The organism is Pseudomonas sp. WS 5532 (assembly GCF_012985445.1).
GTDB classification, from domain to species: Bacteria; Pseudomonadota; Gammaproteobacteria; order Pseudomonadales; family Pseudomonadaceae; genus Aquipseudomonas; species Aquipseudomonas edaphica.
Window position 1 is genome coordinate 82,803 of the sequence record NZ_JAAQWK010000008.1, and the last position, 15,627, is coordinate 98,429.

The window sequence follows — 15,627 nt, forward strand, 5'->3', positions numbered from 1 at the left end:
ACCGCTATGAAAGTCCTGTTCATGTGTACCGCCAACAGCTGCCGCAGCATCTTGTCCGAGGCGATGTTCAACCACCTGGCGCCGGCAGGTTTCGAGGCGATCAGCTCCGGCAGTTTCCCCAAGGGCCAGGTACTGCCGCGCAGCCTGAGCACGTTGCAGGCAGCGGGCATCAGTACCGAAGGCTTGTACAGCAAGGGCAATGAGGCCTTTGAGGGCAGCCCGCCGGATGTGGTGATTACCGTGTGCGATAAAGCTGCGGGTGAAGCCTGCCCGGTGTATTTCGGGCCGGCGGTGAAGGCGCACTGGGGGTTGGAAGACCCGTCGGATGTTCAGGGTGACGAGGCCCGTGTAGACGCCGCCTTCAAGGCCACGCTCAGCACCATCGAAAGGCGTTGCAAGGCGTTCCTGGCCTTGCCCTTCGCCCAACTCAGCGCTGCCGAGTTGAAGGCAGAACTGGCCCGCATCGCAGCGCTTTAACCGGAGAATATAATGACCACCCTGCCCAACCTCAACAGCACCCTCGCAGGCCCGCTGCCTGTCGGGCCAGGCCACCCGCCGCGCATCCTGCTGCTTTACGGCTCCACACGCCCGCGCTCATTCAGCCGCTTGCTGGTGGAAGAAGCCGCGCGGCTGTTGCGCCACTTCGGAGCCGACACGCGAATTTTCAACCCTTCGGGCCTGCCGTTGCCCGACGATGCGCCCATCGATCACCCTAAAGTCCAGGAGCTGCTGGACCTGATGCAATGGTCCGAAGGCCAGGTGTGGTGCTCGCCCGAGCGCCACGGTTCGATGTCGGCAGTGTTCAAGGCCCAGCTCGATTGGGTGCCGCTGGCCCTCGGCGCCGTTCGCCCGACCCAGGGCAAAACGCTGGCGGTGATGCAGGTGTCCGGCGGCTCGCAATCGTTCAACACCGTCAACCAACTGCGCGTGCTGGGGCGCTGGATGCGCATGTTCACGATCCCCAACCAATCCTCGGTGCCCAAGGCGTTCATGGAGTTCGATGACCAGGACCGCATGAAACCATCGGCGCTTTACGATCGCGTGGTGGATGTGATGGAAGAGTTGGTGAAGTTCACCGTTTTGCTGCGTGATCGCCCGGAGCTGGTGGACCGCTATTCAGAGCGTAAGGAAAGCGCCGATGAGCTGTCGCAGCGTGTCAACCAACGGTCGATTTGAGCGGCCCTGCTGGCGTATGCTCGTGCCAACCGCATCCTGAGCTGAATCATGAGCACTCTGCACCACGCCTGGCTGGGCAACTACGAAGTCAGCAGCACCGACTGCACCGGCCTGACCTTTGCCCGCCATAGCCACGATGAATGCGTGATCGGCGTCAACCTGGTCGGTGAGGAAAAGGTCTGGCTCGACCGCCGCGAATTCAAAGCCGGGCCGGGCAGCATTACGCTGTACAACCCCGGTCAGATCCAGGGCGGTGGCGCGGCGCAAGGCGCGCCCTGGCAGTTTGTCAGCCTGTATGCCACAGCCGATCAATTGGCCGCTGACCTTGGTTTGGCGCAGCTGGAGTTCGATCGTTCGATGTGCTTTCAGCCTGATCTGGCGCAGCGCCTGGCTGCGGCGGTGAAAGGTGCCTTGAGTACCGATGCATTGGTCCGCGATCTCAATGAGGAAGCCTTGGTGTTGCTACTGGGTGAGGTGGTCGGCGTCAGTGGTGTGCGTGTACCCGGCAGCACAGCAACGGGCAAAAGCATGATCAGCCGCGCCCAGGAATTGCTCGCTGCGCACTTGCATCAAGTGTTGCCCCTGGACCACCTCGGCGATGAACTGGGATTGTCCAAATTTCACCTGCTGCGCGCCTTCCAGAAGGAAACCGGGCTCAGCCCGCGGCAATGGGCGATGCAACTGCGCACCCGCCGCGCCAAAGGCTTGTTGCGCAATGGCATAGCGGCCAGCGAAGTCGCCCATGACCTGGGCTTTGCTGACCAAAGCCACCTCAACCGGCATTTTCGCGCCGCCTATGGCATCACGCCCGGCCGCTATCAAAGCGTGTTGTTTAAACGCTGAAGCGCAATCTGGTTCAAGACGCCTGCCCCACCTGCCGCCACACTGCCCGCCCTCTCTTGAAGGAACGCGGGCATGTTGACGATCTTCTTTTACGCGCTAGCATTCGGTTTTGTGTTTTGCCTCTCGCCCGGCGCCGTGCTGGCAGAGACGCTGCGCCGGGGCCTGCTGCACGGTTTTACCCCGGCCTTGCTGGTGCAGATCGGCTCGCTGGTAGGCGATGCGGTGTGGGCAGTGATCGGCCTTACCGGCATCGCCCTGCTGATCCAGCATGACGCGGTGCGTGTGCCGCTCACGGTGGTCTGCGCGCTGTACCTGGCCTGGCTGGGTATCCGCAGCTTGATTGATGCCTGGCGCTTGCCCGAGGCGAGCGACGCGCCCGCCAGCTCCGGGAAAAATGCGCTGGCGGTGGGCGCGGCGATTTCACTGGCTAACCCGAAAAACATCGTCTATTGGGGCGCGCTGGGCAGCGCCTTGTCCGGCATCGTCGGGGCTGCGCCCAGCCATGGGCAAACGCTGATGTTTTTTGCAGGCTTTATGCTGGCCTCGGTGTTGTCCTGCTTTCTGATTGCAGCGTTGGTCAACCTGCTGCGCAAGAACGCCTCAGCGTTATGGCAACGCATCAGTTATGGCGCCTGTGGTGTGGTATTGATTTATCTGGCAGTTCTAGCCGCGCAAGGCATATGAAGTTATATAAGGTGAAACTTGTCTGCGCCTCTTATCTGAATGAACTCTGAACACAGGGTAATTTAACTCATCCTGCGTTGACATTTTGCAACCAGCTAAGTAGATTGCCCCTGCCCACAACTGGGGCCTTTTTTAAACCTCACAAAAGAAGCCAATGGACACAGTATCTAGTCGCTGTCCGAGCACCGTTCACGCGGGCATCGGGCGCCAAACCCAGAATATGACAGGACTCGCCTTCCAGGTCCGGTAAGCTGCGCTAGAGCTTGATGCTCCACCGTAACTGCCTCACCGGTCGCCCGTCCGGTCCCGAGGTGTGTTATGACCTTTCAACTGATTGTTTTGCCTGACATTCGCACGCTAGCCGCAGCCCTGCGCGCCAAGCTGTGCCGCGAGCCCGCTGGCTTTTCACCTACCCGCTCGGCCTTTGCTGCACCCTCTCCCCTAGCCAGTAAAGATCAGCTGCGCCCAGCTCCCCCGCTGGCGCACTGGCGTGTCTGCCCTGCCAGCGGCCAATTGCTGCAGCACTGGGACCACGCCGACCCTCAAGACCCGCAGAGACCTCAGGTTTCCACCCTGGCTCAAGCCAGCCTGTTGCTCGGTTTTTACCTGAGCAATCGCGCCGCTTAAACCAGCTGGGAACAGCAACTTCCTGATAATTATTCTGGAGTTCGTTATGAACACATCCAGTAGTAGCCCGCTGCGCGCCAGTTAACTAACGCGCACTTGGCGGGCGCTGTAGAAGTTATGTGAACACCCTATTTAAACCGATCGCGAAGTCCGCGGCTCGGCATGCTTTCGCTCGCCTGTATTCAGGTAAGTACCGGGTATGTTTTGTCGAGAATTGGCGACAGGAGTACAGATAATGAGCGCCGTAAAAAACACGCCTCTGCACAAAAAGAATGGCACCGACACCGACACCAAACTGTCGATGCGTGCCGCCCGTGAAGCCCAGAACGGCCTGTCGGCCACCCTCGCCAATGTGCGTGCCACCCAGGACGGCCTGACCGAACTGGACGCCTCGGCACGTCTGCAACGCGAAGGCTACAACGAAGTGGCCCACGACAAGCCGCCTCACGCCATCGTCCAGTTCCTGCAGGCACTGAACAACCCGTTTATCTATGTACTGCTGACGCTCGCCGGGATCAGCTTTGTCACTGACTACTGGTTACCATTGCAGGCCGGTGAAGAAGTGGATTTGACCAAGGTCATCATCATCATGACCATGGTGCTGCTCAGCAGCCTGCTGCGTTTCTGGCAGGAGCACCGCTCGGCCAAATCCGCCGAAGCCCTCAAAGCCATGGTGCGCACCACCGCCACCGTATTGCGCCGCGAGCAAGTCGGCAGCCAGCCGATCCTGCGCGAAGTGCCGATGCGCGACCTGGTCGCCGGTGACATCGTGCAGCTGTCTGCCGGCGACATGATTCCGGCCGATATCCGCCTGATCGAATCCCGCGACCTGTTTATCAGCCAGGCCGTGCTGACCGGCGAAGCCTTGCCGGTAGAGAAGTACGACACCCTGGGCGATGTCACGCAAAAATCCGCCTCTACACTGGCGGCCGACCAAGGCAACCTGCTGGACCTGCCGAACATCTGCTTCATGGGCACCAACGTGGTCAGCGGCCGCGCCAAGGCCGTGGTGGTCGCTACCGGGCCGCGCACTTACTTCGGCTCCCTGGCCAAGGCAATTGTCGGCTCCCGCGTGCAAACCGCCTTCGACCGTGGGGTGAACAGCGTCAGCTGGCTGTTGATCCGCTTCATGCTGGTGATGGTGCCGATCGTGTTCTTCCTCAATGGCTTCTCCAAGGGTGACTGGGGCGATGCGTTCCTGTTTGCCCTGGCGGTGGCCGTGGGCCTGACCCCGGAAATGCTGCCGATGATCGTCAGCGCCAACCTGGCCAAGGGGGCTACCGCCATGGCCAAGCGCAAAGTGGTGGTCAAGCGCCTCAATGCGATCCAGAACTTCGGTTCGATGGACGTGTTGTGCACCGACAAGACCGGCACGCTGACCCAGGACAAGATCATCCTCGAGCATCACGTCAACGCCTTCGGCCAGCGTGATGACGCGGTGCTGTCCCTGGCCTGGCTCAACAGCTTCCACCAGAGCGGCATGAAGAACCTGATGGACCAGGCCGTGGTGCAGTTCTCGGAGCAGAACCCCAAGTTCCAGTTGCCACTGGCCTACAGCAAGGTCGATGAACTGCCGTTCGACTTCGTACGCCGTCGCTTGTCGATTGTGGTACGCGACACGGCCGGCGACCAGTTGCTGGTGTGCAAGGGCGCCGTGGAAGAGATGTTGAGCATCTCCACGCACATGCTTGAAGGTGGCACCGCCGTGCCGCTGGATGATCAACGTCGTGAAGAACTGTTGGCATTGGCCAACGACTACAACGAAGACGGCTTCCGCGTCTTGGTGGTGGCGACGCGCAATATCCCTAAATCCATGGCGCGCCAGCAGTACACCACGGCCGATGAGCGCAACCTGGTGATCCAGGGTTTCCTGACCTTCCTTGATCCACCCAAGGAAACCGCAGGCCCGGCGATTGCCGCACTGCAACAAATCGGCGTAGCCGTAAAGGTACTGACCGGCGACAACGCCGTGGTCACCAGCAAGATCTGCCGCCAGGTCGGCCTCGAACCCGGCCAGCCGCTGCTGGGTGTGGAAATCGAAGCGATGGACGACGCCACCCTGCTGCGCCGCGTCGAAGAACGCACAGTGTTTGCCAAGCTCACGCCACTGCAGAAGTCCCGCGTACTCAAAGCCTTGCAAGCCAACGGCCACACCGTGGGCTTCCTCGGCGACGGCATCAACGATGCCCCGGCGCTGCGTGATGCCGACGTGGGTATCTCGGTGGACAGCGGCACCGATATCGCCAAGGAATCGGCCGATATCATCCTGCTGGAAAAGAGCCTGATGGTGCTCGAAGAAGGCGTGCTCAAGGGCCGCGAAACCTTCGGCAACATCATGAAGTACCTGAACATGACCGCCAGCTCCAACTTCGGCAACGTGTTCTCGGTGCTGGTGGCCAGTGCGTTTATCCCGTTCATGCCGATGCTGGCGATTCACCTGCTGCTGCAAAACCTGATGTACGACATCTCCCAGCTGGCCTTGCCGTGGGACAAGATGGACAAGGAATACCTGGCCAAACCGCGCAAGTGGGATGCGAAAAACATCGGCCGCTTCATGATCTGGATCGGGCCGACCTCGTCGATCTTCGACATCACCACCTTTGCGCTGATGTGGTACGTGTTCAGCGCCAACAGCGTAGAAATGCAGACGCTGTTCCAGTCCGGCTGGTTTATCGAGGGCCTGCTCTCGCAAACCCTGGTGGTGCATATGTTGCGCACCCGCAAGATCCCGTTCTTCCAGAGCACGGCTGCCTGGCCGGTGTTGATGATGACCACTATCGTCATCTGCCTGGGGATCTACGTGCCGTTCTCTCCGCTGGGCACCCTGGTCGGCCTGGAGCCGCTGCCGCTGGCGTACTTCCCATGGCTGGTCGGTACCCTGCTCGCCTACTGCTGCGTGGCCCAACTGATGAAAACGATCTACATCCGCCGCTTCAAGCAGTGGTACTGATCACCCCCGCCGTTTAAACGGTGGCGGTCGCCCGATCGCCACCGTGCATCACAAGGACCCTGACTATGCGCATCCTGATCTGTGCAGGTCGTCATTACGCCGACACCAAAAAGACCCGCCAAGTGCTGGACGCCTACCACCGCTTGCGCCCGGTGCAGGTATTGATACACGGCGGCAACCAGTTCCTGGGCAGCGACATCGAGGAATGGGCGCGGGAAATGAGCATCGACGTGGTGCGCTACCCGCCCAATTGGCAACGCCACGGCAAGCAGGCGGAACGCCAGCGCAACCATTTCATGCTCGCCGACAGCCGCCCCGACGTGATCATCGCCCTGCCGGGTGGTGACGACACCTCGGAGCTGGTCTGCCAGGCCAAAGCCAGCGGCATTTCGGTGCTGACCGTAGAAAGCTGAATTCAAGAGAGGTGCATCATGCACAAAAAACACAGCCCTGACCGTCACGACGGGTTTGCCAAATATCGCGCGCGCCATTATCGCGGCGCTCGCCACACCCTGCTGTTGCTGCCACCGGCCAAGCGCCGCGCGCTGCAACGTAACCTGATCTTTATCGGCACCACACTGGGCCTTATTTTACTGATCGCGCTGTTTTCAAAAGCCCAGGCGGCCGGCGGTTCCTATGTGGTCGACGACGGCGGGATCAACGATCCGGGCGAGTGCAGCGTCGACGCCTGGTACACCGCCAACCGGCATCAAGGCAACATTCATAACCAGACGCTTAACCCGGCGTGTACCTTCAGCGCGCTACCTGCCGTGGAATGGAGTGCAGCACTGTCGCGCGCCAGCAATGCGGGGGATGCCGAGACGCAAATCAGCCCGCAGGTAAAGGCCCAAGTGTGGTCGCAGGAGGCGTTGGGGCTGCAAATCGCGGTGTCTGCCACCAGCCACTTTGCCCTGGACCGCCAGCATGCATTCGACGGCGCGGACTTTAATGTACCGTTGACCTGGCAACCGGTGCAGGCATTGCGCCTGAGCCTCAATGGCGGCTGGACCCATGCCTACAACGGCGGTGAACAAAACCACCGCCTGACGTGGGGCGCAGGCTTTGAGTACCAGTTGGCAGACGCGCTCACGCTGATCGGGGAGCGCTACGGCCAGGAAGGCGGCGACCAGGCTTGGCAGGCCGGGCCGCGGTTCCATGTGGGCAAACTGGTGGATGTGGATGTGGTGGTCGGGCAGAGCCTCACCGGTGATCACAACCAATGGTTGACCACCGGCGCGACCGTGCGTTTTTAAGGTTTTTTAGCTTGCTGCTCCAGGTGTAGTTGCAACTCTGGTTCGAGTCGCAACTGCGCCGCCAGTTCGTCTAGATAGCTGCGCTCCTTCGGCGCCTGGTCATTAACCAGCATCACGCTGGCCAGGTAGACCTCGGCCGCCATCGCCCCGTCACCGGCATATTCGGCAAAATCGGCGGCGTTCAGCGGCTTGGCGACTTCTTCGTCGAGCCACTGCTGCAATTGAGGGTCGTCGGTATGGCGGCCTATCTCGGCTGAGATCATTTGCTTCTCGTTGTCATCGATACTGCCGTCGGCCTTCGCTGCCGCAATCAGAGCGCGTAACACCGCATGGCTATGAGCTTCAGCTTCCGGACCATCAAGCTGGTCAACCGTCTGGATGGCTTGCTGCGGTGCGCTGGCCTGCTGGCGTTGCCAGGCCTGGTACGCCTGGAAAGCCGCCATGCCCAAGGAGGCCAATGCTGCGTAGTTCATCCCACCGGAGCGCGTTTGGGGGGTGCCACCTGCAGGTGCACCGCCCAACAATCCGCCCAGGCCACCTAATAAACCACCCAGCCCACCGCCTGCCGAAGCGTTGGTGCCGCTGGCGGAGCTGTTCAACAGGCCGCCCAGCAAACCACCCAGGCCGCCGAGCCCACCGCCCTGCGCACCGCCTGAGCCGCCGCCTTGCTGGCTGGCACGCAGCAGTTGTTCCAGTAAATTGCCGGTATTCATGGTGTCACTCTCCCGCAGCGTAATATTGGCGTTCAACAACCATAGCCCGCCTGCGCAGGAACACCAAGACCGCCGAGCGGGCACGCCTTATGATGGCCTCACCACGTTGAAGGAGAAACCTTGTGAACCGTCTTGAGCACATAGTGTTGATGGCTGACTACAACCAGTGGATGAACCGCAAAGTCTATGCCGCCGCCAGCCAGCTTACCGACGCAGAGCTGACCACGGACCGGCAGGCGTTCTTCGGCTCGATCCTCGGCACACTCAATCACCTGACGCTGGGGGACACGGTGTGGCTCAAGCGATTTGCCGAGCATCCGACAGGCTTTGCCCGGCTGGCGCCATTAACGTCGATTGCCACGCCCTCTGACTTGAAGCAACTGGCTTTCGCCAACCTGCGCGAGCTGGCGGCCCGCCGCACCTGGCTGGACCAACTGATCATCGACTGGGCCAACAGCCTGCGCGAGCCCGATCTGGACCAGCGCCTGCAGTACCACAACATGCGCGGCGTGGCGAACCACAAGCCGTTCTTCGCGCTGCTGGTGCATTTTTTCAACCACCAGACCCACCACCGAGGCCAGGCAACCACGTTGCTGACCCAGGCGGGCGTGGACGTCGGTGATACCGACTTGCTGGCCCTGATTGATTGAACTCAGCGGGCACTGAAGGTGGCGTAAGCCTGCATCAAGCGCGGGAAGTCCTGCGGCTCGGGCAGTTGCGCGAAGCTTTCGAGCGCCGGCGTCGCGGCCCAAGGCAGTTTTTCGCTGGTCCAGGTTTCCATGAACGGCACATAGTCGCGGGCGTTATCCAGCAAGGTTGCGCGCACATTGACGAACTCATCGATGCCATGGGGGCGCGTAAACAGCCAGCTCATGCAGTGCGGGCAGCAATAATGGCGGTCCACGCCGTGCAAGCCACCTATCACCGGGCAACCCTGGGTCACGGTGAAGCCTGCGGCCGGAATCAACGCGCTAAGGGAAAACGCACTGGCGGTCATCTTCTGGCAGCCGTTGCAATGGCACGCCATGGTGATTACCGGCGGCAAACTCACACTGAAACGCACCCGGTTACAACGACAACTGCCTTCCAGCGGCAAGGTTTCGACGCTCATCACTCACTCCTTTTCATGATTGTTGGCACCGCAGGGTAACGTGAACTGCCCCCGGAATAAAACCGAACGCCGCGCCGCCTGCGAGGTCACAACCCTGAGGGTGCGGGGTTGTTTGCCCGCGCCCTGCCCACGCGCCGCCGCTGCTTTATGGCCGCGCGTACCCCCATAAGAAGGAGACGCTTACATGGTCACTCACTTCAAGGTCGCCGGGCATCTGGCTTGCGGCCATCACGGCACCAACCTCACCTCCAGCACCGAGCTGAACCGAGTCAAATGCCGCACCTGCCGCAATACCGACGCCTACAAAGAAGCGCGCCGCACCCAGCGCAACGCTGCCCGCCGCTCCGCGCGCAAAGCCAAAACCCATACTGCCGTTGACTGGCGCAGTGCCTGGACGCAACGCCTCACCGACTTGCCTGGGCTGCAGCGCCTGCCACGCGGTTTCAGTGGGCAGCCATTTGTCTGAGCTGTTCAGGCGTTGAAAACAGATTAACCCGGTTCCCATCGGGATCCTGCAGCAGATGCTAGATGTCAGTGCGCCTTGTGCTCGGCTGGCGGTGCATCGGCCTGCAACTTCTGCACGTCGCTGACCGCCAGCTCCCTCGACTGGCCACCCCAACCCTGGCGCAGATAGTTGAGCAGGTCGGTCAGCTGTTGGTGATTGAGCTTGTCGGCAAAGCCCGGCATCGGTTGCATGCGCTCGAACCCGGTGAATTGCTGCTCGCCGATGCCGTCCTCGATCACCCGCAGCAGGTTGCGCGGGTCTTCCAGGCGCAGCGTGGTGTTGCCGCGCATGGCCACCGCGATGTGCGGCTTGCCCTCGCCGTTCGGCGCGTGGCAACCGGCGCAGACGTTCAGATAGTCCTGGCGGCCGCGTTGGGCGCTTGGGCTCATGGCGTCCAGCGACGTCTCGCTCAGCACCTTGGCCACCGGCGGTTGATCGCCCAGCAGGAAAGTCGCCATGGCGGCCAGGTCCGGATCGCTCAGGCCCTGGGTGCTGTTGTGGAACACCGGGAACATCTCATTGAACATCGTGCCCTGGGCACTCATGCCGTGCTTGAGGAACGTGCTCAGGTCCTGATGATTCCAGCCGCGAGCGGCCAGGTCATTGGCCAACAGGCTGGGTGCCAGATAGCCATTGAGCAGGCCGCCGGTCAGGCGTTTATCCTGCTGCATTGCGCCGGGCAAGCCCCGAGGCGTGTGGCATTCGCCGCAGTGGCCGAGCACCTCGACCATGTATTGGCCACGCTGGAATGCTTCACTTTTGCCCTCGGTCGGGGCAAGTTTTACATCCTTGCCGTAGAGCATGTTCCAGCCCATCAGGCCCAGACGAACGTTGAACGGAAAGCTCAGGCGGGTAACCGGCGCCGCACGCTCGATAGGCTCGATGGTTTTCAGGTACGCATGGATCGCGTCCGAATCTGCACGGGGCATCAAGTGGTACGAGGTGTACGGCATCGCCGGGTACAGATTCGCGCCGTCCCGGCGTTTGCCTTCAGTGAGCGCGGCGAAGAATTCGTCATCGGTGTACAGGCCAATGCCGCGCTCTTTGCTCGGGGTGATGTTGGTGCCATAGATGGTGCCGAACGGCGAAATGATTGGCAGACCGCCCGCAAACGGTGCGCCACCCGGTGCGGTGTGGCAGGCCATGCAGTCAGCGGCGCGGGCGAGGTATTCGCCGCGTTTGACTTGATCGTCCGCGTGCGCCAACACCACCGGCGCGGCCAGGCCAACCGCCAGCGCAAGACGGGAAAGTAGTTGCTTCATGCTTAACCCTCCTTGACCAGGCCGAGATCGGTCAGCACGTTGCGGGTCGCGTTGTAGTAACGCACGTAGCCGGTGCAGCGGCAGATGTGGTGGCCGAGGCTGTCCTCAATGACTTTTTCCAGCTGGCTTTTGACGATGGGCTGACGCTGCAGCTTCTCGACCAGCACGGTCGCGGCATTCACGAACCCCGGCGCGCAGTAGCTGCACTGGAAGGCGAATTCATCGACAAAACGCTGCTGGATCGGGTTCAGCTCAGTGACTTTACCCTGATCGTCGCGGGTTGCGTGGCCTTCGATGGTGCGGACTTTTTTGCCTTCGAAATAGTGTGCCCCCGTGATGCAGGTGCGTACTTCTTCGCTGGTGCCGTCCGGGTTGTCGACGATCACCACACAGGCGTGGCAAATGCCCTGGCCGCAGCCGAGGCGCGAGCCGGTGAGATTTTTGTATTCGTGCAGGTAATCGATCATCGGCAGGTCATCAGGGATGTCCACCGGGCCGACGGATTGACCGTTGAGGGTCAGTTGAAACGGACGGTTAGCCATTGAGGGCCTCCTTGATGCGCGCAGAAGTGATGGGCAGGTCGCGGACACGTTTGCCGATGGCGTGGGCCACGGCGTTACCGATGGCGCCGACAATCGGGATCATCACCACTTCGGCAATGCCCTTGGACGGGTCGCTCGGCGACAGCGGCGCCAGGATTTCGGCCGTCTGGTTCCACACCGCAACGTGGCGGGCCATCGGCAAACGGTAACGGTTGAAATTCCAGTCACCCTCCCCCGGCCCGCCTTCGTACAGCGGCATCTCTTCCATCAACGCATGGCCAATGCCCATGGCGATCCCGCCTTCGAGCTGACCCTTGACCAGCTCTTCCACCAGCACCCGACCGCACTCGACCCACGAGTGATGGTTGAGCACTTGCACGTCGGCGGAGCCCTTGTTCACTTTCAATTCCACCAGCGTCGCGACCGGGCTGTAGTAAGTCACCGCCGCGTTGTTCAACTGGGTGTCCGGGTAGTGGACGTTCTGGCGATCCAGCAGGTGGAAACCGTTGCTGGTCATTTGCGCCTGTTTCGCCTTCGGCGCGCCGTCGCCGTACTTCACGGCCAGGCCGTCGAGCGGCAGGCGTTCACGCACGCCGTCGATGCTGTAATCGGCCTCGGCCCAGCTCCAGCGGTTAAAGCCGTGCACGGTAGCGCCGGTCACCAGGCCTTTTTCATGGGCGTGTTTGGCCAATTGCGCAAAGCTCAGCGGCTGCATGCCGTTGGCGGTAAGTTTGCCGTCCACCCAATGCGCGTCTTCGCGGCGCACCACATACGGGTTGGCCTGGCCGCCGTAAGGGCCTTGGCCCCAGATCTGCAACGCCGCCGGCCACAGGCCGTGGTTGAACAGCACCCGAGAGGCTTCACGGGTGGCGTGGCTGAAGTAATACGCAGAATTGGTCGCCGACGAGGCCGACGCCAGTTTGCCGACCCAACGTGGGTTGCGCAAAAAACCATCCTGCTCGGCCTGGCTCATGACGTAAGGGTTGCCGCCCGTGATCAGTTGCAACTCTTCCCATTCGGTTTCGCCGGTCTTCACTTGCGTGGCCGGAATGCCGATGAAATCCGCCACCACCAGCGCTTGCGAGGTGGACATGCCGGTGCCGATTTCAATGCCGATATGGCGCAACGTCACGTGGCCTTCGGCGGTGAATTCGATGCTGGCCATCGGCGCCTCGGAACCGGTGCCGAAGTCTTTCTGGCAGATGGCAAAACCCACGCCATACCAGTTATCCGGGTCAGCGGCTTCGCGCGTCTTTTTGATTTGGTCGCGGTTTTTCCAGACGTCGTGGGCAGCCGCTTTGTCGAGAATCTCGTGTAAGCGCAACGCCCCGGCCGGCACCGCGCCCTGGGTGTTTTTCATGCCCGAGAGCATGGCGTTTTTCTTGCGCAGGTCGATGGCGTCGATGCCCAGACGCCCGGCGATTTCGTCGACCATCATCTCGGTCGAGGCCATGCTCTGCAGGGTGCCGTAACCGCGCATCGAACCCGCTTCAACCGCGCGGGAATGGTAGGCCGTGACCTGCAAATCGTTCTGCGGCATGTAGTAGATCGACTGCGCTGCCGTGGCGCCAACCGCCGCCACCGAAGGGCTGTAGTTGATCCGCCCGCCGCCATCGACGTTCATCTCGGCGCGAAAAATCTGGAAACTGTGATCGTTCTTGTCCACCGCCAATTGGTAGCGGATGTCGAACGGGTGACGCTTGATGCCACTCTGGAACTGCTCATAGCGGTCGTTGGCCAGGCGCACCGGGACACCGGCGCCATACAACGCGGCGAGGGCTGCGTAGTAGACAAAAATGTTGTGGTCCTTGGAACCGTAACCGACGGTGTAGCCCGGGTGCATGTTCAGGTTCGCCAGGCCGAAGCGCGATGGCGCGATCATTTTTGCGGTTTCGGTGGCGGCTTCCAGAGGGCACTGAGTCGCGACGACAAAGTGCAAGGTTTTGGTGGCCGGGTCGTACCAGCCGTTGCCGTTGTCCGGTTCCATCGCCGCCGGTTCGATTGACGGGGTTTTGTAGCGCTCGTCGAACACCAGCCAGTTGTCGGGCGGCGCGTCGATTTGCTGCTGCATCCGGTCGGCGTAAAACAGCCCGCGCTCGGTCAGGTTGCCGTGCAGGTCCGGCTGGGAATTCCACACCGGGCGACGGTTTTTCAGCATGGGGAACAGGATCGAATCCTTGAGGCTGGCGAATTCATCCTCGTCCGCCGAGGTCGCACCGCCGACGCGCACGTAGCGAAAGCTGCCGTATGGGTCACGTTCGTAGTACGGCACCTGGGCGCCGTAACGGATGGCTTTGTCATTGAATTTGAGTTTGGCCTTGGCCTGGCGGAAACGCTCGAAGTCGTTCCAGATCAGGATCGCCACAGGGTGACCGATGAACATCGGCACCTTGCCTTCCGGCAGCAGTGGATCCGGCGCGTGTTCTTCCGGGAAGACGATACCGTCCTTGTCCAGGTCGGCGGCGGTCACAATGCGGTCAGGCTGCAAGTCGGCACCGAGCCACGACAGATCGTAGCCGGCGTAGATGCGATCGGCCTTGGTTGTTTTCAGCAACATGGCGTGGCCCTGCTGCTGTGGCCAGCCCGGCATGTCCTTGGCGCGGATGTCGCGGGCAAAGACCTTGCTCCCGCAGACCTTGGACAAGGCGTCGTTACGCGAGCGCGCCTTGCCGTTGTTGCCCAGCCACTGCTCGGACGGCACGGTCACGCTGTTTTCCATCAAGGCAGCCAGCGCCTGGGTGCTGAGCGGTGTAAGCGTCACGCTCACACCCGCCACCAGCCCGCCCTGAAGGAACGAGCGCCGGGAAATATCACGGTTGGACATGGATCATCCTCTGGGCGGTTATGGGTCCGCCCTTTTAGTTATGTTCTGGGGGTCTCGATCCTTGCAGGAGCGCTTTCGCTGGAAACAAAAGGCTGGAGTTGACAGTGCAAAGCTGACCGAAAGGTTAACTTTATAGGTTTCTGCGCCTGCCGCAAACAATCTGTTACAAAAACCGAACAAAGAATCAACGCGTTGCCGCTTTGCTCTGAGTAAAAGCAAAGGTCGCGAAGGATCAGGGGAATGTCAGGAGGGATACACACGCAAAAGGATCGGCAAACAGGTCATGCCGACAAAACGAGCGGTGGAGTTTTCTAATTTGGGGGAGCACAAACGAAAAAGGGCTCGCATGAAAAATCATGCAAGCCCTTGATATCTATGGTGCCCGAACCCGGAATCGAACCGGGACGCCCTTACGAGCGGGGGATTTTAAGTCCCATGCGTCTACCAGTTTCGCCATTCGGGCGGTAGCGCGGTGTTGCAGGGTTGGGAATATATAGACCCCGGCGCTTGGATGCAAGGTCGAGGCGCACCTTTATCGTGCTCATCCTGAGCTGAAAAACCTTGTCAGATCAGTGATCTACGCAGCCAACCTGGCATTGCACCAAGCGGGTTGGCTGACTGTCCTGGGCCGATGCCACGGGTTAAATGCAGCACTCGTTTTCCAGAATCAGCTAAGTTGAAGACTTTGGCGACACCAAAACCAATGATCAAACAGGAATGATCGCAATGCGCACCTTTTCAATCCAACATATAGATCATGTCGTTTTACGCGTGAAAGACATCACCCGCAGCCTGGCGTTTTACACCTCGGTACTGGGCTGTGAGGTCAAAAAGCGCCGTGACGACCTCGGCATGATCCACCTGAGTGCCGGGACGTCCCTGATTGACCTGGTCGATGTGAACGGGTCGATCGGTCGTGAAGGTGGGGAGCCGGCGGGCAAGCAAAGGCATAATGTCGATCACGTCTGCCTGAGGGTTGAGCCTTTTGATGAATCCGCGATTCTCAACCACTTGGCTGAGGCGGGTGTGTTTGCGGAAAAGGCGCAGAAGCGCTATGGCGCAGACGGGACAGGTTGGTCGATCTATTTCAATGACCCGGATGATAATCGGATCGAGCTCAAAGGCCCTGCCATTTAG

16 protein-coding genes and 1 tRNA gene are annotated in these 15,627 nt (G+C 60.8%); 11 read left to right on the forward strand and 6 right to left on the reverse strand.

Features of this window, described 5'->3' with window-relative positions:
• Window positions 1-6: 6 nt before the first annotated feature.
• The 8 genes from HBO23_RS15580 (at window position 7) to HBO23_RS15615 (ending at window position 7,533) form a co-directional block, all read left to right on the forward strand.
• Window positions 7-477, forward strand: coding sequence for an arsenate reductase ArsC (locus HBO23_RS15580; protein ID WP_170037474.1), 471 nt, complete (start codon window positions 7-9; stop codon window positions 475-477).
• 12 nt (window positions 478-489) lie between these two features.
• Entirely contained in the window at window positions 490-1,176 is a 687-nt protein-coding gene (gene arsH, locus HBO23_RS15585; protein ID WP_170037494.1) for an arsenical resistance protein ArsH, read from the forward strand.
• 48 nt (window positions 1,177-1,224) lie between these two features.
• The gene (locus tag HBO23_RS15590) at window positions 1,225-2,019 is read left to right on the forward strand and encodes an AraC family transcriptional regulator (RefSeq protein ID WP_170037497.1); all 795 of its coding nucleotides are present in this window, start codon (window positions 1,225-1,227) and stop codon (window positions 2,017-2,019) included.
• Between the two features lie 72 nt (window positions 2,020-2,091).
• Window positions 2,092-2,703, forward strand: coding sequence for a LysE family transporter (locus tag HBO23_RS15595; protein WP_170037500.1), 612 nt, complete (start codon window positions 2,092-2,094; stop codon window positions 2,701-2,703).
• A 318-nt stretch (window positions 2,704-3,021) separates the two neighbouring features.
• Complete coding sequence (locus HBO23_RS15600) at window positions 3,022-3,330, forward strand: hypothetical protein (RefSeq protein ID WP_099549718.1); 309 nt, start codon at window positions 3,022-3,024, stop codon at window positions 3,328-3,330.
• 235 nt (window positions 3,331-3,565) lie between these two features.
• Complete coding sequence (mgtA, locus tag HBO23_RS15605) at window positions 3,566-6,280, forward strand: magnesium-translocating P-type ATPase (protein WP_170037503.1); 2,715 nt, start codon at window positions 3,566-3,568, stop codon at window positions 6,278-6,280.
• 65 nt (window positions 6,281-6,345) lie between these two features.
• Window positions 6,346-6,693, forward strand: a complete 348-nt coding sequence (locus HBO23_RS15610) for a DUF2493 domain-containing protein (protein WP_026013827.1) — start codon at window positions 6,346-6,348, stop codon at window positions 6,691-6,693.
• Between the two features lie 18 nt (window positions 6,694-6,711).
• Complete coding sequence (locus HBO23_RS15615; protein WP_170037506.1) at window positions 6,712-7,533, forward strand: hypothetical protein; 822 nt, start codon at window positions 6,712-6,714, stop codon at window positions 7,531-7,533.
• Here HBO23_RS15615 and HBO23_RS15620 read toward each other — a convergent pair.
• A complete protein-coding gene (locus HBO23_RS15620; RefSeq protein ID WP_170037509.1) occupies window positions 7,530-8,246 on the reverse strand; it encodes a tellurite resistance TerB family protein in 717 nt (238 codons plus the stop codon). The two genes, HBO23_RS15615 and HBO23_RS15620, sit on opposite strands and share 4 nt — an antisense overlap.
• Window positions 8,247-8,368: 122 nt before the next feature.
• Here HBO23_RS15620 and HBO23_RS15625 point away from each other — a divergent pair, with 122 nt between their 5' ends.
• Window positions 8,369-8,896, forward strand: coding sequence for a DinB family protein (locus HBO23_RS15625; protein ID WP_170037512.1), 528 nt, complete (start codon window positions 8,369-8,371; stop codon window positions 8,894-8,896).
• 2 nt (window positions 8,897-8,898) lie between these two features.
• On the opposite strand, the gene HBO23_RS15630 is transcribed toward HBO23_RS15625, so the two are convergent.
• On the reverse strand, window positions 8,899-9,357 hold the full coding sequence (locus HBO23_RS15630) for a GFA family protein (RefSeq protein ID WP_017138845.1): 459 nt from the start codon (window positions 9,355-9,357) through the stop codon (window positions 8,899-8,901).
• 184 nt (window positions 9,358-9,541) lie between these two features.
• On the opposite strand from HBO23_RS15630, the gene HBO23_RS15635 reads away from it, so the two are divergent.
• Complete coding sequence (locus tag HBO23_RS15635; protein ID WP_017138846.1) at window positions 9,542-9,823, forward strand: hypothetical protein; 282 nt, start codon at window positions 9,542-9,544, stop codon at window positions 9,821-9,823.
• A 65-nt stretch (window positions 9,824-9,888) separates the two neighbouring features.
• Here the strand turns inward: HBO23_RS15635 and HBO23_RS15640 are convergent, their stop codons facing one another.
• The 4 genes from HBO23_RS15640 to HBO23_RS15655 form a co-directional block, all read right to left on the reverse strand.
• Window positions 9,889-11,124: a cytochrome c gene (locus tag HBO23_RS15640; protein WP_170037515.1), complete on the reverse strand. Its 1,236-nt coding sequence runs from the start codon at window positions 11,122-11,124 to the stop codon at window positions 9,889-9,891.
• A gap of 2 nt (window positions 11,125-11,126) precedes the next feature.
• Window positions 11,127-11,666: a (2Fe-2S)-binding protein gene (locus HBO23_RS15645; RefSeq protein ID WP_017138848.1), complete on the reverse strand. Its 540-nt coding sequence runs from the start codon at window positions 11,664-11,666 to the stop codon at window positions 11,127-11,129.
• Window positions 11,659-14,490 (reverse strand): xanthine dehydrogenase family protein molybdopterin-binding subunit, encoded by a 2,832-nt coding sequence (locus HBO23_RS15650; RefSeq protein WP_170037519.1) that lies wholly within the window; start codon window positions 14,488-14,490, stop codon window positions 11,659-11,661. The genes HBO23_RS15645 and HBO23_RS15650 overlap by 8 nt, the downstream gene beginning before the upstream one ends.
• A gap of 376 nt (window positions 14,491-14,866) precedes the next feature.
• Window positions 14,867-14,953: transfer RNA gene (locus HBO23_RS15655), tRNA-Leu, on the reverse strand.
• A 263-nt stretch (window positions 14,954-15,216) separates the two neighbouring features.
• Between HBO23_RS15655 and HBO23_RS15660 the strand changes: the two genes are divergently transcribed.
• Window positions 15,217-15,627, forward strand: coding sequence for a VOC family protein (locus HBO23_RS15660; RefSeq protein ID WP_017138850.1), 411 nt, complete (start codon window positions 15,217-15,219; stop codon window positions 15,625-15,627).